The 20,812-nt window shown below is 55.3% G+C and carries 20 protein-coding genes, 1 tRNA gene and 2 pseudogenes; 13 read left to right on the plus strand and 10 right to left on the minus strand.

The window, feature by feature from the left end; genetic code table 11:
• Positions 1–177 precede the first annotated feature (177 nt).
• The 6 genes from JAB1_RS00530 to JAB1_RS00555 all read left to right on the plus strand — a co-directional run bounded on the left by JAB1_RS00530 (position 178) and on the right by JAB1_RS00555 (position 6,388).
• Positions 178–1,548, plus strand: a complete 1,371-nt coding sequence (locus JAB1_RS00530; RefSeq protein WP_070278048.1) for a cache domain-containing protein — start codon at positions 178–180, stop codon at positions 1,546–1,548.
• A gap of 9 nt (positions 1,549–1,557) precedes the next feature.
• Positions 1,558–2,187 (plus strand): response regulator transcription factor, encoded by a 630-nt coding sequence (locus JAB1_RS00535; protein WP_070278050.1) that lies wholly within the window; start codon positions 1,558–1,560, stop codon positions 2,185–2,187.
• A gap of 302 nt (positions 2,188–2,489) precedes the next feature.
• Positions 2,490–3,578: an HDOD domain-containing protein gene (locus JAB1_RS00540; RefSeq protein WP_343215969.1), complete on the plus strand. Its 1,089-nt coding sequence runs from the start codon at positions 2,490–2,492 to the stop codon at positions 3,576–3,578.
• A gap of 1 nt (position 3,579) precedes the next feature.
• Complete coding sequence (locus JAB1_RS00545) at positions 3,580–5,625, plus strand: bifunctional diguanylate cyclase/phosphodiesterase (protein ID WP_070278054.1); 2,046 nt, start codon at positions 3,580–3,582, stop codon at positions 5,623–5,625.
• 161 nt (positions 5,626–5,786) lie between these two features.
• Positions 5,787–5,876 (plus strand) — tRNA-Ser (locus JAB1_RS00550).
• Between the two features lie 194 nt (positions 5,877–6,070).
• On the plus strand, positions 6,071–6,388 hold the full coding sequence (locus tag JAB1_RS00555) for an Arm DNA-binding domain-containing protein (RefSeq protein WP_070278057.1): 318 nt from the start codon (positions 6,071–6,073) through the stop codon (positions 6,386–6,388).
• Here the strand turns inward: JAB1_RS00555 and JAB1_RS00560 are convergent.
• The 9 genes and pseudogenes from JAB1_RS00560 to JAB1_RS00585 form a co-directional block, all read right to left on the minus strand.
• Positions 6,327–6,782, minus strand: a pseudogene (locus tag JAB1_RS00560) (phage tail protein I). The gene JAB1_RS00555 and the pseudogene JAB1_RS00560 overlap by 62 nt on opposite strands.
• Positions 6,760–7,671, minus strand: a complete 912-nt coding sequence (locus JAB1_RS00565; RefSeq protein WP_070278058.1) for a baseplate J/gp47 family protein — start codon at positions 7,669–7,671, stop codon at positions 6,760–6,762. The pseudogene JAB1_RS00560 and the gene JAB1_RS00565 overlap by 23 nt, the downstream one beginning before the upstream one ends.
• Positions 7,668–8,012 (minus strand): GPW/gp25 family protein, encoded by a 345-nt coding sequence (locus JAB1_RS00570; RefSeq protein ID WP_070278060.1) that lies wholly within the window; start codon positions 8,010–8,012, stop codon positions 7,668–7,670. The genes JAB1_RS00565 and JAB1_RS00570 overlap by 4 nt, the downstream gene beginning before the upstream one ends.
• Positions 8,009–8,662 (minus strand): phage baseplate assembly protein V, encoded by a 654-nt coding sequence (locus tag JAB1_RS00575; protein ID WP_254671927.1) that lies wholly within the window; start codon positions 8,660–8,662, stop codon positions 8,009–8,011. Before JAB1_RS00575 ends, JAB1_RS00570 begins: the two co-directional genes overlap by 4 nt.
• 265 nt (positions 8,663–8,927) lie before the next feature.
• Positions 8,928–9,275 carry a hypothetical protein gene (locus JAB1_RS29340; protein ID WP_139144401.1) on the minus strand — a complete coding sequence of 116 codons (348 nt, stop codon included), beginning with the start codon at positions 9,273–9,275 and terminating at the stop codon, positions 8,928–8,930.
• Between the two features lie 286 nt (positions 9,276–9,561).
• On the minus strand, positions 9,562–10,092 hold the full coding sequence (locus JAB1_RS29345) for a hypothetical protein (protein ID WP_139144402.1): 531 nt from the start codon (positions 10,090–10,092) through the stop codon (positions 9,562–9,564).
• A gap of 255 nt (positions 10,093–10,347) precedes the next feature.
• Positions 10,348–10,824 (minus strand): phage virion morphogenesis protein, encoded by a 477-nt coding sequence (locus tag JAB1_RS00580; protein WP_070278063.1) that lies wholly within the window; start codon positions 10,822–10,824, stop codon positions 10,348–10,350.
• Positions 10,821–10,970, minus strand: coding sequence for a hypothetical protein (locus JAB1_RS29790; RefSeq protein WP_175444998.1), 150 nt, complete (start codon positions 10,968–10,970; stop codon positions 10,821–10,823). Before JAB1_RS29790 ends, JAB1_RS00580 begins: the two co-directional genes overlap by 4 nt.
• A gap of 51 nt (positions 10,971–11,021) precedes the next feature.
• On the minus strand, positions 11,022–11,306 hold the full coding sequence (locus tag JAB1_RS00585; protein WP_083299507.1) for a GPO family capsid scaffolding protein: 285 nt from the start codon (positions 11,304–11,306) through the stop codon (positions 11,022–11,024).
• On the opposite strand from JAB1_RS00585, the pseudogene JAB1_RS00590 reads away from it, so the two are divergent.
• The 5 genes and pseudogenes from JAB1_RS00590 to JAB1_RS00610 form a co-directional block, all read left to right on the plus strand.
• Positions 11,227–12,912: pseudogene (locus JAB1_RS00590) on the plus strand (terminase family protein); the annotation flags it as partial. The gene JAB1_RS00585 and the pseudogene JAB1_RS00590 overlap by 80 nt on opposite strands.
• A gap of 14 nt (positions 12,913–12,926) precedes the next feature.
• On the plus strand, positions 12,927–13,979 hold the full coding sequence (locus tag JAB1_RS00595) for a phage portal protein (RefSeq protein ID WP_070278069.1): 1,053 nt from the start codon (positions 12,927–12,929) through the stop codon (positions 13,977–13,979).
• A complete protein-coding gene (locus tag JAB1_RS00600) occupies positions 13,976–14,191 on the plus strand; it encodes a hypothetical protein (protein WP_070278071.1) in 216 nt (71 codons plus the stop codon). Before JAB1_RS00595 ends, JAB1_RS00600 begins: the two co-directional genes overlap by 4 nt.
• Positions 14,192–14,936: 745 nt before the next feature.
• Positions 14,937–16,955, plus strand: coding sequence for an ATP-binding domain-containing protein (locus tag JAB1_RS00605; protein ID WP_070278073.1), 2,019 nt, complete (start codon positions 14,937–14,939; stop codon positions 16,953–16,955).
• A 1,344-nt stretch (positions 16,956–18,299) separates the two neighbouring features.
• Entirely contained in the window at positions 18,300–18,524 is a 225-nt protein-coding gene (locus JAB1_RS00610) for a hypothetical protein (RefSeq protein ID WP_070278075.1), read from the plus strand.
• 275 nt (positions 18,525–18,799) lie between these two features.
• Here the strand turns inward: JAB1_RS00610 and JAB1_RS00615 are convergent, their stop codons facing one another.
• Positions 18,800–19,294, minus strand: coding sequence for a DUF4265 domain-containing protein (locus JAB1_RS00615; RefSeq protein ID WP_083299505.1), 495 nt, complete (start codon positions 19,292–19,294; stop codon positions 18,800–18,802).
• Between the two features lie 77 nt (positions 19,295–19,371).
• On the opposite strand from JAB1_RS00615, the gene JAB1_RS00620 reads away from it, so the two are divergent.
• Both JAB1_RS00620 and JAB1_RS28595 read left to right on the plus strand, forming a co-directional pair.
• Positions 19,372–20,064: a DUF4274 domain-containing protein gene (locus tag JAB1_RS00620; RefSeq protein ID WP_139144403.1), complete on the plus strand. Its 693-nt coding sequence runs from the start codon at positions 19,372–19,374 to the stop codon at positions 20,062–20,064.
• Positions 20,065–20,405: 341 nt separating this feature from the next.
• The gene (locus JAB1_RS28595) at positions 20,406–20,798 is read left to right on the plus strand and encodes a GFA family protein (protein WP_071653275.1); all 393 of its coding nucleotides are present in this window, start codon (positions 20,406–20,408) and stop codon (positions 20,796–20,798) included.
• Positions 20,799–20,812 lie beyond the last annotated feature (14 nt).

The raw sequence follows: 20,812 nt of genomic DNA on the forward strand, positions 1-20,812 counted from the left end.
GCCAGTTTGGGTGTGAATTGGGTGTTTGCAGCTTATGGCGAGTATTCAGGAATCGTATAATTGCCGCAAGCGCACGACTACGCAGTAACGCTCAGTATTACTACGCAGACCGATCGCCGTGCCGCGACGTAAAATCACGCATTCCCACCAGCATCGACGCCGCCGGAGCGCCAGGTCATGAAACTCAGACAGAAAGTCATCTTCCTGGCCATCACGCCGCTGATCCTCGCCTTGTGCGCCATTGCATTTGCCGTGCGGCACCAGGCCATCACCCTGGCCGAGCAGCAGCGCGCCACCATCCAGCAGGCGTATTTGGCCAGCAAGGAAGCTGAACTCAAGCATTACGTGACCCTGGCCAGCCATTCCATCGCTTCCCTGTACCAGTCGGGGCGCAAGGATGAGGCCACGCAAGAGGAGGCCAAGCGCATCCTGTCCGCCCTCAGCTATGGCGACGACGGCTATTTCTTCATCTATGATTTGCAGGGCAAGTCGCTGATGCATCCGCGCCAGCCCGAGCTGGTGGGGCAGAATCTGTGGCAATTGCGCGACGCCGAGGGCAATCTGACCATCCAGCGCCTGATGCAGCGGGCGAAGAGCGGCGGCGGCTTCGAGCGCTACAACTGGATCAAGCCGTCGACGAACAAGTCCGCCCCCAAGCTCGGCTATGTGATCTTGATGCCGGAATGGGGCTGGATGATGGGCACCGGCATTTATATGGATGACGTGGACCAGGCGCTGGCCAAGGTTGACGCCCAGCAGTCGCGCAATATCCGCTCGACCATGGAGCTGATCGCCGCCATCGCCATCCTCGGCTCCCTGCTGGTGGCCGCCTGCGGCCTCGTGCTGAACCTGCGCGAATTGCGGGTGGCCGACGCCAAGCTGAAAGTGCTGGCGCAGCGCGTGGTGGAATCGCAGGAAGAAGAGCGGGCGCGGCTGTCGCGCGACTTGCATGACGGCATCAGCCAGTGGCTGGTGTCCATCAAGCTGCAGATCGAGGCGGGCATCGCGCGCCTGGCCGGCAATGCAGAACAGAAAGACAAGGCGCCCGCCACCTTCGAGCGGGCCGCCGAGCAACTCAACAAGGTGCTGGGCGAAGTGCGGCGCATTTCGCACAACCTGCGCCCGGCCATCCTCGACGACCTGGGCCTGGCCGCCGCGCTCGACCACCTCGTGCATGAATTTAACGACAGCAGCAGCGCGCAAGCCAGTTTCACGGCCAGCCCGGCGGCGGCGGGCGAGGGCTTGCCCGACATGGTCAATACCGTATTGTTCCGCATCGCCCAGGAAGCGCTGACCAATTGCGAGCGCCATGCCCACGCCCGCGGCGTGGAAGTGAGCTTGCACGAGGCGGGCAAGGCCCTGGAATTGCGCATCCAGGATAATGGCGGCGGCTTCGATTTCGACGGCATCGCCCTGCATCCGCAGCGCGGCATCGGTCTGCGCAACATGACGGAACGTATGGAAGCCATCGGCGGCAGCCTGCACATTACCTCGTCTGCTGCCGGTACCCTGGTGCTGGCGCGGCTCGCCCTTCCACCCTCACACTGATAGATACACATGACCGAGAAGATCAACATCCTGCTGGTGGACGACCACCCCCTCGTACGCGACGGCTTGCGCGCGCGCCTGGAAGCGGTGGCGCATTTCGACGTGGTGGCCGAGGCGGGCGGCGCCGACGAGGCGTTGCTTCAGGCGCGCGCGCACCAGGTGGATCTCGTGTTGATGGATATCAATATGCGCGGCATCAACGGCATCGAAGCGACGGCGCTGTTCAAGCAGGCGTTTCCGCAGATTGCCGTGCTGATCCTGTCCATGCATGACAAGCTCGAATATGTGTCGCAAGCCATCGCCGCCGGGGCGCGCGGCTATGTGCTTAAAGATGCACCAGGGAAAGATATCGTCTTCGCCATCGAGACGGTGATGTCCGGCGGCATCTATTACAGCGCGGCCCTGGCGCGGCAACTGTCGCGCCCGCAGGTGCACGACTCCTTCCTCACCACGCGCGAGCAGCAAGTGCTGCAGCACATCGCGGCGGGCCAGTCGAACAAGCAGATCGCCCGCGACCTGGACCTGAGCGTGCGCACGGTGGAGACGCACCGGCTGAACATCAAGCGCAAGCTCGGCATCGAAGGGCAGGCCGAATTGATCAAATATGCGGTCGAGCACGCGCATGGCGGCAGCGCCTGAGAATGCGCGCGCCGTGCCGTGTTTTTGTCAAACCCGCATGGCAGGCGGGTCTCGCGGGGGAATGTTCTTTTTGAATATTTATTGCCAAAATTAAACTGTTTCATGGGTGAGATTCGGATAGAATGATTCTCGCTGTCGAAATGGCATCCCTGTCGGGCCAGGGTTGCCAATGCTGGTCAGTTTATTTACTATGGCGCCCTACCCACACTGAGATACCGATGTCAGCGTCTGAATCAAACCTGTTTCCGTTGGTGGGATTACAAGCAGTTGCCAATGCTCATAACGAGTGGGTCGCTGTCACCTTGCATGTACCGCAGGCCTCGACGGCGCCGCTGCTGGCGGCGCTGGCCGCCGCCGATGCGTATGCCTTCCTGGCGCCGCTCGACTGCATCATTCCCCTGGCCGATCCGCATGGCGTGGACGAGGCCGTGCTGGCGCAACTGGCGCCGCAACGCACCATCTTCCGTTTGCCCGCCCATCTTGCCGGCGACAAGCAGATCCAGAAAAAATGCCAGCAATGGCGCGACGCCGGCTACCGCCTCATCCTCGATGGCGCTGATGCCGGTCCCGTGGCGGCGGCGCAAGTCGACGCGCGCGCGCTGAGCTTTGACGCGTCCGGCGCGCGCCCGGCCCTGCACCAGTTGCTGCCCTTGGCGGGGCCGCACCTGGCCTACAACATCGCCGACGCGGAGCAGTTTGCTGCCTTGCAAGAACTCGGCGTGAGCTGGTTTGCCGGCGACTACGCCCTGCACCATGCGCGCCAGCAAAGCGAGCCGGAAGACGCCACGTCGCGGCGCCGCCTGCTGGCGCTGCTGGGCTTGCTGGCCCGCGATGCGGACGCGCACGAGCTGGAAGTGCCGCTCAAGCAAGATCCATCGCTCAGCTATCATTTATTGAAACTGGTCAACTCAGCCGCCTTCGGCTTCACGGCGCCGATTACCAGCTTCAGCCAGGCCATCACCCTGCTGGGCCGGCGCCAGCTGCAGCGCTGGCTGCAACTGCTGCTGTATGCGCGGCAACAGGACGATGGCAAGATCCACGCGCTGCTGCCGCTGGCGGCCGTGCGCGCGGCGCAGATGGAAGCGCTGTGCCAGCTGCGCGGCGGCGACCGCGACGCGCAGGACCTGGCCTTCATGGCGGGCGTGTTTTCGCTGCTCGACGTCCTGCTGGGCATGCCGATGCAGGAAATCATCGCCACTCTGAATCTGGCGCCGGAAGTGAGCGCCGCCTTGCTCGAACGCAATGGCGAACTGGGCACCTTGCTGGCGCTGGTCGAAAGCGCCGCGCCGTCGCCCGAGGGCTTGCGCCGCGCCGGCATCGATGGAGAAACCTATTGGCGCAGCCTGCTGCAGGCCTACCAATGGGCCATCCAGGTCAGCCGGAACCTCTAGCATGACCCTGTTTCCGGTGTCGGATTTCCTCGGTGACAGCGCCGCCCTGTGCGACGCAGTCGTGCGTTTGCGCGGCCCTGCGCTGGTGGCCGAGCTGGGCCGTATCGCCAGCGCCGTGATGGCCAGCCCGCATGGCCGGTTCCTGCCTGCGGCCAGCATGGACGCCGCTGCGCCGGTCGCGCTGTTTCCCGACGATACGCCCGCCTTGCTGCAGGAAATCAGTTTCGACGGCCACTGCTTCGGCCATTACAGCGTGGCGGGGCGCCCGCTGTATAACGACGCTGACCGCCGCCACCTGGCCAGCCTGGCATCGTTGACGGCCGGCGTCTTGCAAGTGCATTCGCTGGCGCAACGCTCGACCCATGCTTACGCGCAAGTCGAAGCCTTGCTGGCGCAGCAGACGCAAATCCTCGATCAATTGCACGAATCCGTGCTGACGATGGACTTGACCGGCTACATCACCAGCTGGAACAAGGGCGCCGAGCGCCTGTTCGGCTACACCTCGGTGGAAGCCGTGGGGCGCAACATCCTGTTCCTGTACGACGACGAAGACACGGGTTTCCACGACGCCTTCCTGGAGCAGGGAGGGCGCCTGATGGAGGTGCGCCGCCGAAAGAAGTCGGGCGAGATCTTCTGGGCCAGCCTGTCCTTGTCGCCGCTGCAAGACCTGGACGACAAGCCCATCGGACTCATCGCCTACCTGACGGACATCACGGAGCGCAAGCTGGCCGAAGAGCGTCTGCACCATCTGGCCTATTACGACCCCCTGACCAGCCTGCCTAACCGTACCTTGCTGGCCAAGCTGGTCGACCAGGCCCTCAGCGTGGCGCAGCGCAGCAAGATGCTCGGCTGCGTGCTGTTCATCGACTTGAACCGTTTTAAACTGATCAACGATACCCTGGGCCGGCGTATCGGCGACGAACTGCTGCGGCAAGTCTCGCTGCGTTTCCGCCATGCCTTGCGCGACCAGGACCTGGTGGCGCGCCTGGGTGGCGACGAGTTCGCCGTCGGCCTGTTTGACATCGGCCAGCATTTCGAGGCCAGCATGGTGGCGCAAAAGCTGCTGGCCTCGCTGGTGGAACCGTTTTTGATCGAAGGCCACGACTTGCGCGTGGGCGCCAGCATCGGCATCAGCGTGTATCCGCAAGACGGGCAGGACGCGGAAACCCTGCTGCGCCTGGCCGATATCGCCATGTACCGGGCCAAACAGGACAGCGGCGGCGAAGCGGAAAGCGTGGCCTTCTACAGCCAGGACATGAACCTGGGCATGCAGGCGCGCATGCGGCTGGAAACAGGCTTGCGCCAGGCCCTGTCTGAGCAGCAACTGCTGCTGCATTACCAGCCAAAGTATGCCTTGGCCAGCGGGCGCATCATCGGCGCCGAAGCCCTGGTGCGCTGGCACCACCCGCAGCACGGCATGATCCCGCCCGCCGAGTTTATTCCTTTGGCCGAATCGACGGGGCTGGTGGTGCAAGTGGGCGAATGGGTGCTGGAAGCGGCCTGCGCCCAGGCGCAAGCGTGGAAACTGGCCGGCCTGCCGCCGATCCGCCTGGCCGTCAACGTGTCCGCACGCGAATTCACGGCAGCCCTGCCCGCCAGGGTGGCCGCGACCCTGGCCCGCTACGGCCTGGAAGCGGCCTGGCTGGAGCTGGAAATCACGGAAAGCACCCTGATGCACAACATCGAGAGGGTCATCGGCATCATGGACCGCATCACGGCGCTGGGCGTGGCCCTGTCGCTGGACGATTTCGGCACTGGTTACTCAAGTTTGTCCTACCTCAAGCGTTTCCCCATCGACACATTAAAGATCGACCGCTCGTTCACCACCGGCATTCCGACAGATGCCAGCGACTGCGCCATCGCCAGCACCATCATCAGCATCGCCCAGCAGCTGCACCATAAAGTCATCGCGGAAGGCGTGGAAACGGCGGAGCAGCTGGCCTTCCTGAAGAGTTCTGGCTGCGACGAAGTGCAGGGCTACCTGTTCTCGCGGCCGTTGCCGGCGGGGGAGTTTGAAAGGGCGCTGAGGGAGAATTGGGGCGTTTAGGCTGCCCGTTGGCGTACCGGCGCAAATATGGAACCCATAGGCGAAGGGCTGGGGGCAGACCCGCCGGGTCTGACCCCGGAGGTTGCTGTGAGGTTTAAATACGCGGCACTGACTACTCGCCATTGGTAAGCCACGGACCTTTATGTATAATGCTGCCATCTGGAAGCGTGGCCGAGTGGTTGAAGGCACTAGTCTTGAAAACTAGCGACGGGTTAAACTGTTCGTGAGTTCGAATCTCACCGCTTCCGCCAAGTACATAAAAAATTCGTGAGTATACTCAACCTATATTCCACCGAATTTCATTGAAAATCAACGACTTAGCTTGATTTTCATCCCTCCGAGTCACAGATTTGGAGTCATCCAAAAACCTTCCCACAGAATCACGCGTAGGCTGAAATGTAGGTATCATGCGGTTTTTCTCAAACCCGTACCTACAGGATTTCGCATGGCCATCAATACGCTTACCGATGCTGACTGCCGCCGCGCCACGCCGAATGACGGCAAGCTGCGCAAGCTCTTCGATGGCCACGGCCTGATGCTGGCCGTCCTGCCGAGCGGAAACAAGGTTTGGCGCATGGCTTATCGCAACGACGAGGGCAAGCAGCAAACGGCCGTCATCGGCCCGTATCCCCTGATCGGCCTCAAGGAAGCGCGCGAGCGCCGCGACGTTTTGCGTTTGAAACTGATCGACGGCGACGACCTCAAGCCCAAGCGCAAGGCAAGCAGCCCAGGCGTTCCATTTCCTGAAACATGGCGTCCGTGATGCCCGTGTCCAGCACGCCGACGTCGAAGCGAAAGGTGGCCGGCACGCCCGGTGGCGTGGTCTGCCACCATTCGGTAATGCGAATCAGATAGCCCAGAGACTCCACCACGCGGCGCACGGCTGCAATCGTGCCCTTGTGCTTGTGGATGAAGTAAGACGCCTTGATGGTGCCGCGTTTGATCGACTCGGGCCAGGCGTCGTCCCAGCGGTCAACCGAACACGCCCAGGCCAGGAACGGCAGCAGGTTGACCGGTCAGCGGTCAGCGCTCCACAGCTCGCGCAGCGGCACGGGCACGTTGACCAGCTCGGCGCATGCCACGGCAATGGCGCGTTCCAGCGCCGTGGTATTGAGCGGCAGGGTGGGCACGGTCTTATTCATCGCGCACCACCACATTCAACTTGATGGCGGTGCAGCGCGCGGCCTGGGTGGCGTTCAGTTCGATATCGGCGGCCGGGCTGGTGAGCACGACCTTGCGCACGCCCTCGACATGGACAGCGGCGCTGCAGGCGGATCGATAGATGCTGTGGCCCAGCGGGCGGCGCGGCTGCGATACGCGCACGGCGTTGGCGCGCGCGGCGTCCCGCAGAATCGGCACTTCCGGCCCGACGCCAATAAACAAGGTCGCCTCGATCTGGTAATCGATGACCTGGGCGGCTTGCACGCTCAAGCGGTCGCCCAGGGGGCGCACTTCCTCGGCGTTGAGCGCGCGCGCCACGATGGCCAGCAGCGCGGCGTTGGCAATGCCCGTGTCGTTGTTGGCTAGCACCGTGACGGTGACGTGCGCCGGCGCGGGGCTGGTGGCGCTTGCGTCCTTGACGCGGCCGTCGCTGCTGCGGGCGTGGAATTCGTAGGACGCTTTCGGGCCGGCGACGGACAGGCCGTCCGGCGCTTCCTGGATGCGCAGGCGATAGGCGTCGTTGTCTTCCATGACAGCGGCCACGGGCGGCAGGGCATTGGGATTGGCCGGCGTGATGACCAGGCGCGCCACGTTGACGTTGGCGCCCAGTTGATTGAGGTCACCATCGAGGGCAAAGGCCAGCATGACAGCCTTGCCCGCCTCGTTGACGCGGTTGCGCAGGATGGTTTCTTGATAGCTGTTCTCTTCCAGCAGCTTGGTGGCCGGCTCCGATTCCAGTTCCAGGAGGGCCGTGACGGCGGCGCTCTCGGCTTCCGGCAGAAGGCTCACCAGATGCGCCTTGCGCGTGGCCAGGATGGTTTCGAAGTCCAGCACTTCGACCACGCTGGGCGCCGGCAATTGTGTCAGGTCGATGGGCGTGCTCATACGCCGCCGCCTTGCTTGACGGGCACGGACAGGGTGATGCCCTGGCCATTCGCTGTGCCGTCGAGCAGCAGGGCGATGGCGCCGTCCGTGTCGCGCGTGAGCTGCACGCTGGCGAGCTGCAAACGCGGCTCCCAGCGGCGCAGGGCAAAGGCGGTGGCCGCGTAGATGCGCAACTGCGTGGCGCTGTTCAAGGGCTGGTCGATCAGCTCGGGCACTTCGGAACCATAGCGGCGCCGACGGATACGCGAGCCGATGGGTGTCGTAATAATGTCGGCGACAGACTGGCGCAGATGGCCCAGGCCCGTCAGGCTGCGCCCGGTGGCGGCGTGCATGCCCATCATGCTTGCGGCCCGCCCGACTGGTCGCTGCCGGCCCGGACGCCGCCGTGCGGATGCTTTGCCAGGCTGATGGCGCCGGCCAGCACGTCTTCGCTGGCTTTGATCGTCCCTTGCACGGCCATGGCCACGCCGCCAGCGGCGCCAGCCTTCGCGTTCACGCCGCCGTTCAGGGCGGTGGCGCCGTTGACGATCAGGTTTTTCGTGACGATCAGGTCGCCCGTGCAAATGGTGCTCGGAGCGTTCGACGTGACCTTGTCGGCGGTGATGATGGCAGTGCCGCCGGGTAGCGTGGCCGTCAGGGCATGGGCCGCATGGTCATACTGCACCACGGCGCCGTCGGGGTAATGCGTGGTGTGGATGCTGTTGCTGGCTTCGGGCGCGTCAAACGCCTGCGAGTACAGCGCTGGCAGGATGATGCCGCGCGTCAGGTCTCCGCCCGGCGAAAAGACGATCACCTGTTCGCCGACTGTCGGCGCCGACCAGGTGCGCGTGCTGCCGGCGTGCCGCGTGGCCCATTTCAGCCATTCGGTGGTGAGCGTCGGCCCAAGCCGTACGCGCGCCTTGGCCCCTTTGACCTCGGCGATGGTGCCCAGGCGGATCAGGTTTTGCAGCAAGCGGAGGAGGTCGGACAGGTCGGCGTTCATGCAGTGCATGTTGCCGAAGTCCGCGTGCGGATGCACGCGGGGGCGGGTTGTTATTCAGCTTAGCGACTATGCAAGACCGTTTTGCTTGTACTTCTACTTTTTAGTTAAAGGATGGCGTATCTGGAAGCACTACGGCACATGTTTGCATTCGCTTTGGCAGTGAGTCGATGGCTCATGGGGACGCGACCGTGCGTACTAGTATTTTTTCATGAGTCCCGGTCGCTCTAATTTACCTAAGACTCGATTCAATGCCTGCGTTTTTGCGAAAAAGTGCTTATGCGATCTCGATAACAATCGCGTGACACTCGGAATTTGCTCCATTTAACGTGAAAGCTAAACGACTCAACTTGTTTCCGCTCGACTTTGCGGAAATAACTTGCGCATATAGCAATTTTTTGTCCGCTGGAATATAAACTATTGCATATGAGCACTGCGCACCTAAAGGCTCTGCAACCCTGAAATAAGGAGTGTCATTATGAACACCTACGGTGGTGATCGTTAAATTTGCTGCCTCAATAATAGTCTCTTGCGAATGCGCCGGGGAAAATAGAATGGATAAGAATAATGATGCAGCAATTTTTAAAAAATTGAGGCTTTTAATGAAATTGATGAATTGAGACATTTACTACTCCTTTGGTGGGTGATATGGTGTTTAAAAGAAAAATTGTATAATATTAATTGTGGAAACTTTAAATTAGGAGCTTTATGGAAAGTATTATGTCAAGCTGAACGCAGTTTTATGTTGAAATCTACGTAATGAGTTTTTATGATTTTCGAATTGCAGGTGTATATGGTTGCACTGATTTACGTCCGCGATGGATAATTCGATCATTGTGCTCGCAAATAAAATCCGCCTTGCTCACATTTTTAATTTTTTTAAATATGAAAAGAACTCTATAAATTGGAAATCAATCTAATATTATGGGTAGAATTTCTGAAATTGCATCATTCGATCCTACTTTAACAGTGAAAGTGGTCGACATATCATCTGCGAACATATCTAAAGGATGGGTGGCTATATATGTATAGGCGCCGACTGAATTTTTTGCTGGCAGCGCAACTTTTATAACGGGATCACGGCAAGCTTCATAATTTACACCCCTAACTGTTATTATGTATCCGTCAGTGCAAGTAACTACGCCATTAAAGTACCCTATTAAAACTTTATTTTGGTCTGATATTGTTATTGATTTTCTCAATATGGGGCAAACTGGTTTTGTGCGAGGACATATCTCATATCGGTCTGTTATTTTTTCAACCTTTCCTTTGAATTTAATTTCGACCTGAATAGTCTCTTTTATTTTTGCCTTTGGGTTGCTAGGTGAAACTTCCATGGTAGTGGAAAGTGCTAAGCCACTTGCTAGTACCCCCAAGAAAAAACTAAATAGTTTAATGAATGTTTTTTCAAATTTAAAATTCGATAATTTATAATTTAGCATTTTCTCTTTCTGGCTTTTTCGAAAATTCATAGGGGAAGTATTGTACTCCCGCCAAGGTTGGAAACATTCTCAAATTCATAAAATTACGTATGCAAAAATTTCAGTATTTATAATGTGAGATGCTAGAAAAGTATTTCATTTCGTTTGCGTCCTAAAATCGATCGACGAAATTGTGCCCCGATCAGTCATGCTGTTCGGTCATATTTTTCATTTTGCCACTTTAACTCATTTGATAACTATTGTCAGTAGTAGTTTTCAATGAGGCATCTTATTTTTCAAGTGGAGCAGCAAGGATTCGCGTATTCGTGTCCAATCAGGTTCACTTAGGCCCACCAGTCGCCGATCCGGGTATTTGTACATAGGGCCCTTTTTTGAAACGCGGTCTTGCCGGCCAAACTGATGCACCCGCGCCACGCGCGCCACCCAGCCAAAGAACCCGACCTCGATCTGGTCGCCGGTCGCCCTCACTTTCAGGTGCTTCGCGGTGCGGATCTTGGCGAACATCGCCGCCTTCTGCCGCTTGATCCGTCCATTCTTTCCCTTGAATTCCTTGCGCTGCTTGCGCGCCGGGTAGGCTGCGCCATCCGGCCCCTGCTGCGCCTTGATGCGCTGCGCCTGGTTGCGGCGCAGGTCGATGGCCACCTTGTGATTGATGGCGCGGCGCTGGGCCGGCTGCAGCTTGGACAGCAGGGCGCCGGCCCAGGCTTCCAGCGCCTGCAGGTCGTCGCTCATGGCGTCGCCTCGGGCGTGCGCCATTCGGCCAGCAGGGTCTCGCCGTCGTACAGCTTCCAGAACTCGTCCGCGTAGGCCGGCATGTGCTGTATCTCGGCCAGGTGTTTGATGTCCAGGCGGCCCGCCTCGCCGCTCTTGACGGCCACGCGCTCGGTCAGAGGTCCAGCTTGATGGAGATATCGACCGTTTCATGGTTATTAAAATCCACCTCGATAGGGCTGCGCCGAGTCGGCAAAGTCGGGCTGAATTTCCAGGCTGGTGTACAGCTTCTGTTTTGCTTTGTTGATGGCGACCAGTTCCGGCGTCGGTTCGATCTGCGCGAACAGGGCCAGTTTCTTGCCGCTGTCCGTGTCGACCTCTTCGGCCTTGACGGCGATCACGTCGCCGTAAGCCTTGAACTGGCTGTCGGGCAGGATGGGGATCAAGCGCAGCACCATCAATAGCTGGAAAGAGCGCGACGAGTGGGACAAGGCGCAGGCCATCGAGCACGTGGAAGCGTCGGCCGAGTTGCGCCTGGTGAAGCTGATCGAAAAAGAGGTCAAGAGCGGCAGCGACTACAAGGAAATTGATCTGCTGATGCGCGCTGTCGTGCAGGCGGCGCGCGTGCGCCGCTACGAGCAGCCGGGCGGCAACGAGGTGGACTTGAACCCGAAGCTGGGGAACCGCAATGCCGGACCGAAGAAGAAGCCGACCCGCAACGATTTCAGCGACGAACAGCGCATTCAGCTGCTTGATGCCTTCCAGGACTCGCTCTTCGACTATCAAAAGGTCTGGTATCGCAACGGTGACCAGCGCACGCGCGCCATTTTGAAGTCGCGCCAGATCGGCGCCACTTGGTACTTCGCGCGCGAGGCGCTGGCCGACGCCATGGCGACGGGCCGAAATCAAATCTTCCTGTCCGCCTCAAAAAGCCAGGCGCACGTCTTCAAGCAATACATCGTGCAGTTCGCGCGCGAGGCGGCCGGCATCGAGCTGACGGGCGACCCCATCGTGCTGCCGAACGGCGCGCATCTGTACTTTCTGGGCACGAATGCGCGCACGGCGCAGGGTTACCACGGCAATTTCTACTTCGATGAATTCTTCTGGACGCAGAATTTCCAGGAGTTGAACAAGGTGGCCTCGGGCATGGCCATTCACAAGAAATGGCGCAAGACCTATTTCTCCACGCCATCCTCGACTACGCACCAGGCGTACCCGTTCTGGACGGGCGAGCTGTTCAACAAGCGTCGCGCCAAGGAGGATCAAGTCAGCATCGACGTGAGCCATGGCCGCCTCTCGTCGGGTTTTACGGGCGAGGACAAAATCTGGCGCCAGATCGTCACCATCCTGGACGCCGAACGCGGCGGCTGCAACCTGTTCGACATCGACGAGCTGCGCAACTTCGAATACAGCCCCGACCAGTTCGACAACCTGCTGATGTGCAATTTTATCGACGACTCGGCCTCGGTCTTCCCGCTGGCCGAGCTGCAGCGCTGCATGGTCGATTCCTGGGTGGAGTGGGACGACTACAAGCCGTTGCTGGGCCTGCGCCCGTTCGGCAACCGGCCCGTGTGGATCGGATACGACCCGGCCTTGAACGGCGACAGCGCCGGCTGCGTGGTGCTGGCGCCGCCCATGACGGCCGGCGGCAAGTTCCGCATCCTGGAGCGCCACCAGTGGCGCGGGCAGAGCTTTGAAGACCACGCCGACGCCATCCGCCAGATGACGCAGCGCTACAACGTCGAATACATCGGCATCGATACCACGGGCATGGGCATCGGCGTGCTGCCCATCGTGCGCGGCTTCTTCCCGGCCGTCACGCCGCTGAACTACTCGCCCGAAGTCAAGACCCGCATGGTCTTGAAGGCCAAAAACATCATCAGCAAGGGCCGGCTGGAATTCGACGCCGGCTGGACCGACATCGCGCAGTCCTTCATGGCCATCCACAAGACCCTCACCCCCAGCGGGCGGCACGTGACGTATGTCGCCGGCCGCAGCGATGAAAGCGGCCACGCTGACCTGGCGTGGGCCTGCATGCACGCCCTCGATCACGAGCCCTTCGAAGGCACCACCGACAACCACCACTCTTTCATGGAGATTTATTCTTGAGCAAAGCACGACACATGCGCGCGCGCGGCCGGCAGGCCGAGAGCGCACCCTCAACAGCGTCCATGGCCACGGCGCCGGCCGCCGCCGGCATCGAGGCGTTTTCCTTCGGCGACCCGACGCCCGTGCTCGAGCACGCCGATATTCTCGACTGCTTCGAATGCTGGAAGAATGGCCATTGGTATGAGCCGCCCGTCAACCTGGCCGGCCTGGCCAAGTCCTTCAATGCCGGCGTGCACCACAGCAGCGCCATCCACTTCAAGGCCAACGTGCTGACGTCCACCTTGATGCCGACGAAATACCTGTCGCGCGATGGCTTCAAGCGCATGGCCCTGGACTATCTGACCTTTGGCAATGCCTACCTGGAAGACCGGCCCAGCCGCAGCGGCAAGGCGCTGGCGTACCAGCACGCCCTGGCCAAGTACATGCGGCGCGGCGTCGATCTGGATACCTATTATTTCGTGAACGGCTACCAGGCCGCGCACCAGTTCGACAAGGGCCGCGTGTTCCACCTGATGGAACCGGACGTCAATCAGGAGCTGTACGGCGTGCCGCAGTACCTGAGCGCGCTGCAATCGGCCTGGCTGAACGAGGCGGCCACCTTGTTCCGCCGCAAATACTATAAGAACGGCTCGCACGCCGGTTTCGTGTTCTACATGACGGACGCGGCCGCCAATACCCAGGACGTGGACAACCTGCGCCAGGCCATGCGCGACAGCAAGGGGCCGGGCAATTTTCGGAATCTGTTCCTGTACGCGCCGAACGGCAAGAAGGACGGTATCCAGATCCTGCCCGTGTCGGACGTGGCCGCGAAAGACGAGTTTTTCAACATCAAGAGCGTCACGCGCGACGACCAACTGGCCGCGCACCGCGTGCCGCCCCAGCTGATGGGCATCCTGCCGAACAATGCCGGCGGCTTTGGCGCCGTGGAACCTGCCGCGCGCGTCTTCGCCCGTAACGAGCTGGTGCCGCTGCAGGCGCAGTTCATGGCGATCAACGAGTGGGCCGGTGTGGAGGTGGTGCGCTTCGCCCCGTATGACCTGGCCACGGGCGGGGAGGGCGCAGCATGAGCGACCACATCGACAACACCGACAAGATCATCTTCGCCGAGGTGGCGCGCGGCCTGGCTGCCGTGCGCGGCCGGCCTGCCCTGGTGGCGCATGGCTGCTGCCACTACTGCGATGAGGCGCTGTCGTCCGCGCTGCTGTTCTGCGATGTGGACTGTCGCGACGACTACGACAAGGAGCAAGCGGCCAAGGCGCGCGCCGGCCGCCCAGGATGACCGCCACGCCGCGATAGCCGGCAGGGCAGGGCCACGATAGCCCAGCCGCCCGGAGCGCCCCAGCCACCGCACAGGCCGCCCATGAGGCGGCTTTTTCACATCCCGACGATTGATGTTGCTTCGGATGCAAGAAAAAAGCCCATTTCAGCCCGGCGCGCGCAGTTGTCCCCCCTCCACACCTGCCCACTATATAGGGGTCTTTTGACTCAAATATGCGCCATGGCCGAAGGCGCATGAGGACTGGTGCGGCGGGGCGAAGAGGGGGCATGCGATTTGACGCATTTTGACGCACTTTGAGCGGCTTTTATGCGCGTGCTGTGATGGCGGGAGATTACTGTTTTTTTGCGCTGGTGGGGCCGTATTGCAGCCGCACAGCCCATCCTTATTCGGCGCTGGTTAAAGGTGTAGCAACCTGCGGCCTGTCCGCAACCACAGTTCAATTTTGTGCTTACTGCACCCTATTCGAACAGTTCGGCATCACGCATTTGCGAGTATTTCATCAGGGGACAGTCAGAGCTCCATCGACAGATCAGTCCACGCTCTGTAGACTCAGCATCAGATAAGCTCACCTTATGCCTATTACATTGAGGTATCGCAACGAGGCTTCGCATGATGGCCGTATGTTAAGCGTGTTGAAGTACATGATTGTTGACTTTAACGTGTAGTCGTGACCGCATTAAGCATGTAAGAAAATTATAGAATAATTCGAAGCTATTTGCGTCGATTAATTATGTTAGGAATAAAAATGACTAGTAGCTTTTTCTTTATGCAAGCAGAAAAAAATGAGAAGAATCATGTTTTGGTTGATCAGATAGAGGAGTTTTGCAATAGGACAAAGCAACAAGCTTATTTGGTGAGTAAGCCTCTTGGTGATAATAAGTATTTGTATGACTATCAGAATGCCTTGGTTTTGTTGATACCGAAGTATAAAATAATATTCATCAATCTCTCAAGTGATAATAAAAATGACTTTGAATCTTATGTTGATGATTTTATCGAGGATCTTGGATCAATTTCCGATAAATATCGCTATAAGGATGTAATTGGTAGGCCAAGAAATTGGGTTAATTTAATTTCGACTTGGACGTACAATGGGGAAGAATTTTCAGTTGATAATTTCCTGGGAGATTATTTTATAACTTCTGCTGAAGAGCAGCGTCGATGTGAATTGCTAATTTCATTGCTTACTGGAAGTATTAATGATGTGGAAAAGGTAAAGGCGAAAATTCCAGATTACCTTTTGGATAAAATTAAACAGAAGATTCTTCTATTTGATGGTGATCAAACTCGATTTGTTTATCAATCTCAAAGAAAGCACATTATTCGAATACAAGGTCTTTCTGGTACGGGTAAAACTGAACTTCTATTGCATAAATTAAAGGAGTTATATCTTAGTTCGGTGGACTCAAAGATCATTTTTACCTGTCATAATAAAATATTGGCCGATAATCTTAAGCAGCGCATCCCTGATTTTTTCAATTTCATGAAAGTTGAACAGCAGATCAAATGGGATGAGAGACTTTGGTGTGTTCACGGATGGGGATCGCAGGCGGATAAGAATTCCGGGGCATACCGATATATTTGTGAGTTTTATGGACTTCCTTTTAATCGCTATAGTCTATCAATGTCTTTTGATGGGGCTTGCTTGGCAGCGCTATCGATTTTGAAACAATTAAAAATAGAAGTGTTTGCATTCGATTATATGCTTATTGATGAAAGTCAGGACTTCCCGGCTTCGTTTTTTGAGCTGTGCAGCATGGTTACAAAGTCGGCAATTTATATTGCTGGTGATATTTTTCAAAGTATTTTTGATGAAAAGATTACGGCTAGTATTGAGCCTGATTATCTGCTGAGTAAGTGCTATCGAACAGATCCACGAACTTTGATGTTTGCTCATGGTTTAGGTATGGGATTGTTTGAGCAAAAAAAACTGCGCTGGCTTGAAGACGCAGAATGGGCAGCTTGTGGATATATAGTTGACAAAAATGCTGATGGTAGCATTTATCGATTGAAACGAGAACCTTTGAGAAGATTTGAAGATGTCGATAAGCTGACTTTTCCGAGTATTCAAATTGTAAGAGAGGATGGTGATTTTTATAATGATGCGGCTGCGTCAATTATTGAAATAATAAAGAGAATATTGGTCGAGAATCCGACAGCCACTCCTGATGACGTTGGAATTATTATTCTGGATAGGAATGACAAGACGTATTATCTCGCAGATCAACTGGAGCAGGTGGTGCCGCGGGAAATTGGTTGGCAGGTTAATAAAGCACATGAGTCTAAAAGAAAAATTAAAAATAAATTATTTATAAGTAATAGGAATAATGTTAAGGGGCTGGAGTTTCCATTTGTAATTTGTGTGACTCAAAAAATTTATAGCTCCTATGGATATAGGAATTCACTATATATGACTTTGACGCGATCTTTTTTGCAGACCTACCTTGTTTTGTCAAGCTTTCAAAATGAGCAAATATTAAAAGATATTGATGTTGGATTGAATAGTATTAATGTTAGTGGCTATATAGAGGCAAAAATGCCTACCGAGCCGGAGAAGGAATTCATTAAGACAACTATTAAACATAATGATAGCTCTATGTCGTTTTATGATTCTGCCAATCAGATATTTGATGAGTTGAATGTCCTTCCTATGTTTAGGACTGATTTGCTTGATGCTATTAAAAAAATTGTGGGTGAGGATTTTGAATATAGTAATGTCAAGGAAATCGCGGAATTCGCTTATAGTAAAATGTTCAGGGTGTGATATGAAGAAATACCGCTTCCCGATTGATAAATTTCAGGCAGATTGGATGTTTTCTCCGATACGCAATCGCTTAGATTCGATTGCGATCTTGATGAAAACATTGAAAATCTTGCTGGTAAATTCTCCTCCTTCAGAGGAGAAGGTTGTGGGTGAGGTAGTGTTGCAGGTATCAAAGATGAGTAGAATTTTTTTATATCTGCGGAAAAAATATTTTCAATAGCGTTTCCGTTTACTGTTGTTGAATGTGATGATGGGCTAAATTTCAAATCTCACAGTCATTCGAATATAAATAATAAGACTTCCTCTGATATCTTATCGTTATTAGAGGCGCCGGAAGCATTCAATTCTCAAGATGTGTATAGTTTTGTCTCACCTGTTGATGAGGTTTATCAGTCGGATAATGAAATTTGGGCACTGTATAGGGATCTTTTGACCTCCGAGGAAGGTTATCTAAGATACGATTTTGACGAAAAACATGAAAATGCAGATATCCATCCACTTCATCACTACGATGTTTTCTTTTCTTCGAATGTTACTTTCAAGTTGGGCCTGGTGGGAAAAATAGACTTTGATCACATGGCAAATATGCTTGACTCAGCGACAGCATGTCACTATGTTTCTCCGGTGGATACCAGCATTCGGGGAGGTAAGATACCCGTTTCCCGGAGGAGTGCCGATCGATTGGGTTCGAAGTGATCGATGTCAATGAACAATTCGTACAACTACTAGAGACTTTTTTGTATAGATATTCTTACGTAGGTAGCTTAGTAGGTACGGCTGTAGAATGATTTTTAAAGGGCGCATGTAGAGCCGCTATTCGCATTACACCGCTTCCGCCAGGAAATAAAAAGAAGAGCCGCCCCCTTGGGCGGCTTTTTTTATTTCTTGAAGGAAGCGAGCAGGGCGGCGCCCTGCGGGTGAGATTCGAAGGGCTGGGCCTACCGGCCCAGCCCGCCCCGAATCCTCCAACCGCTGCCGCTGCGCGGCAGCTCCGCGCGCCGTGGGTGCGCGTTCGTAGCTCCAATCAGTTTTGCGACTGAGCCAACTGTCACAGAACCCCACGCCTCAGTCCGTGTCTGAATGCCAAACCTGACCCTCGCGTTAGTGCGCGTGGTGTACTGGCCAAGGGATTTGCAGGGGATGTGGGAGAGTGCTCACTTACAATAATAGGTATTTTCCCCCATGCTTCCTTACGTTCTTGTCAGCATGATTTTTGCTTGTTAATAGTTATTTTTTTACTTTTTCAACAACTTGATTAAAGAAAATATTTACTCAAAAATGGAAATTTAAGTTATCTTTAAGACAAAAAAGGAGACATTTTTCTCTTTTATTGATGAGGCAAAAATGCACGTTAACAACCTTGATGAACCCATATTTGCTATTGCAGCCAACCAAAATTATGACTGTTTAAGGCATGACGGTCTAACAGCGCAAAAAGTCGATGTCGGAGTCATTTTTCAAGAAATGCTAGGCACAGCGACTGCGGCCGCCTACTTGGCGAAAAACAACGTTCCTATGCACATAGCGCTCCGGGTATTGACGCAAACCCATCGCAAGGCTATGAAATGAGGGGATGGCTGTTGTTGCTGAGTCGCTAACGTACGAAAAAAAGCTGTCATTTTGTTGTCATTCCCAGGCTAAAACACCCCAAAGAATGACAGCCTTCTTCTAGCTGCCTAGTTGATTCTAAAATTCAGTGGTGGAGACGTCTGGGACCGAACTTGCCTCGCCAGGTGGCCCAGGCGCTATAAACCTTTTCTACGGTTTTGCTGTTGGTATGAGGTAGCCTTTGATGACGTGCTGGACCAAGGCTTGCGGCGCCTCGTCAAGGTAGTCAGTAAACTTTATATATCCACCCACCAGTTGAGTAGGGTTTCATCATTGTCGTCATCGAGGTTGGCGTAGATATTGGCGAAGTACCATTCCACGCCCGTTGCTTCGCGGAAGGCGTCGAAGGGACCGTTGACGTTGTAAATGCCGTGGTGTCCCGGCACGCTGAAGATTAGATTGCCTTCATATTGGCCATCCATGGTGCCGCCAAGCTGCTTTTGCACGTCGTACTCGAGCTGGTCGACTGCGGACTGGCTTACGGCGTCGGCATCGTAGATCTGGATGCAGAAGTTGCCGCCGCGCTTTAATACTAGTGCAGGGGAGAGCGGGTCGGCGATGTTTACGATGTCGCCGCGCGCCAGGTTCAGGGCCAAGCCGGGTGACGCCAGCAGTTCGAAGACGTGCTCGTCAATCTGGCGCGCCGGCAGAGTTTCGTACGTGGTGCCGTCGGTGTCTTCGTCTGCCAGTACGCGGATGTGTGGCATGCCTTTACAATTGATGTTTTCCATTAACTCTTTCATCTTGCTGGTACGCTGCGGTACGGGTCGCGCGAGCTAAATAGATACGACAATATTGTGCAGGCTGCATGAAGAACGACATTTCTTTTCCATTTGTCGCATTCACTCATCCTGAAATTTTGTCAAACCGTCTACTCCAAGGAATGCAAATTTTAACAAAACTGGAAAAAGCGCTGGGACTTACACAGCCGAACGGCTCGGATGCCGAGCAAGATATCCTAATCCTGGCCCTGAAAGGAAAATGTGCCGGCGACACTTATTACCACAACATGGATCAGTCGGTTTTTGACAGCGCTATGGAAGGTAACGAGGAGGAAGATTTTTATCACTTCTATGTTCGGCAGAGAACGATAGGTATTCAAGCGTTCAAAAAAGAAGTAGAAAACGATCTCTCAACTCTGTCTGGATGTCAGCTTCATGCCATCGTCCAGCATCATAATTATGATAGTGGCATATGGTTTCTAACGCAGGTCATAGCGCAAGCAAAGTGTGAATTTGCTACAGCGCTGTGCATCTACTGGGCCAATCAGCCGGGCGATCACTATGCGCGATACGAGACACTCGATCGTGCTTGCGAGGACATCCATGCTCTATCCCATGCGAATGCCGTGTTGCTCAATAAAATCGAATACAAGACAAAGCTAGGAATATTTGCACAGATCCTTCCCATTCCCGACGTTGCTTGTTTCCTGGATCGCAAGCCAGATTATTCAGTGAAGCCATTGATAAATATTCCAGTTGAACTCCGTGTACACTGGTGAAGAATAAAGCTTGGGCTACAGGCTGGGCCTGCGGGACCAACCCGCCCAGAATCCTCCCCTTGCTTTTTTGACTCCAGTGCACGCTCATCATCAACACCAGCACGATCTCCCGGCCTGTCCCAACAGCAGGATAGATCCACTGCTACCGTTCGCAAACTCTACACAGAGCTCTAATCAGTTTTCGACTGAGCAAGCTTTCACAGCACTCAACACATCAGTCTGTGCCTGAATGCAGAGCTGCCCCTTCCTCGCTTCGGTTCTGAAAAATTCCACCATATGTCACTTGCCTGTCCAAAAGTACTGTGTAAAAATACAGTGTCAACTTTCAAAAAGGACATCTCATGATCAGAGGCAGTTGCTGCTGTGGCTCAGTAAAGTTTGAATTGGCGTCTCCCCCGGGCATGATGGGCATGTGTCACTGTTCTCGTTGTCGGAAGGCCGGCGCGAGTGCCTTGGCCTTCGTTGATAAGAATTCATTTACCTTGCTGGAGGGGCGAGAATTTATTCAGCGATATGAGCCAGAGGCTCCCTTTAAATATGCAAGAACTTTTTGTAAAAACTGCGGGACTTCTTTGGGAGAAATTGGCTCAGAAAATGATTCGTTTCCGATATCAGTTAACTGCCTGGATGATGACCCTGAGGTCAGCATACAATTTCATGTGTATGTCGGCTCCAAGCCCGCATGGTATGAAATTTGTGATAATGCAAAACAGTTTCAGGAAAGTCCTGCATAATAAAAAAGCAGTCA

Source organism: Janthinobacterium sp. MP5059B (assembly GCF_001758645.1).
Taxonomy (GTDB): Bacteria; Pseudomonadota; Gammaproteobacteria; order Burkholderiales; family Burkholderiaceae_D; genus Janthinobacterium; species Janthinobacterium lividum.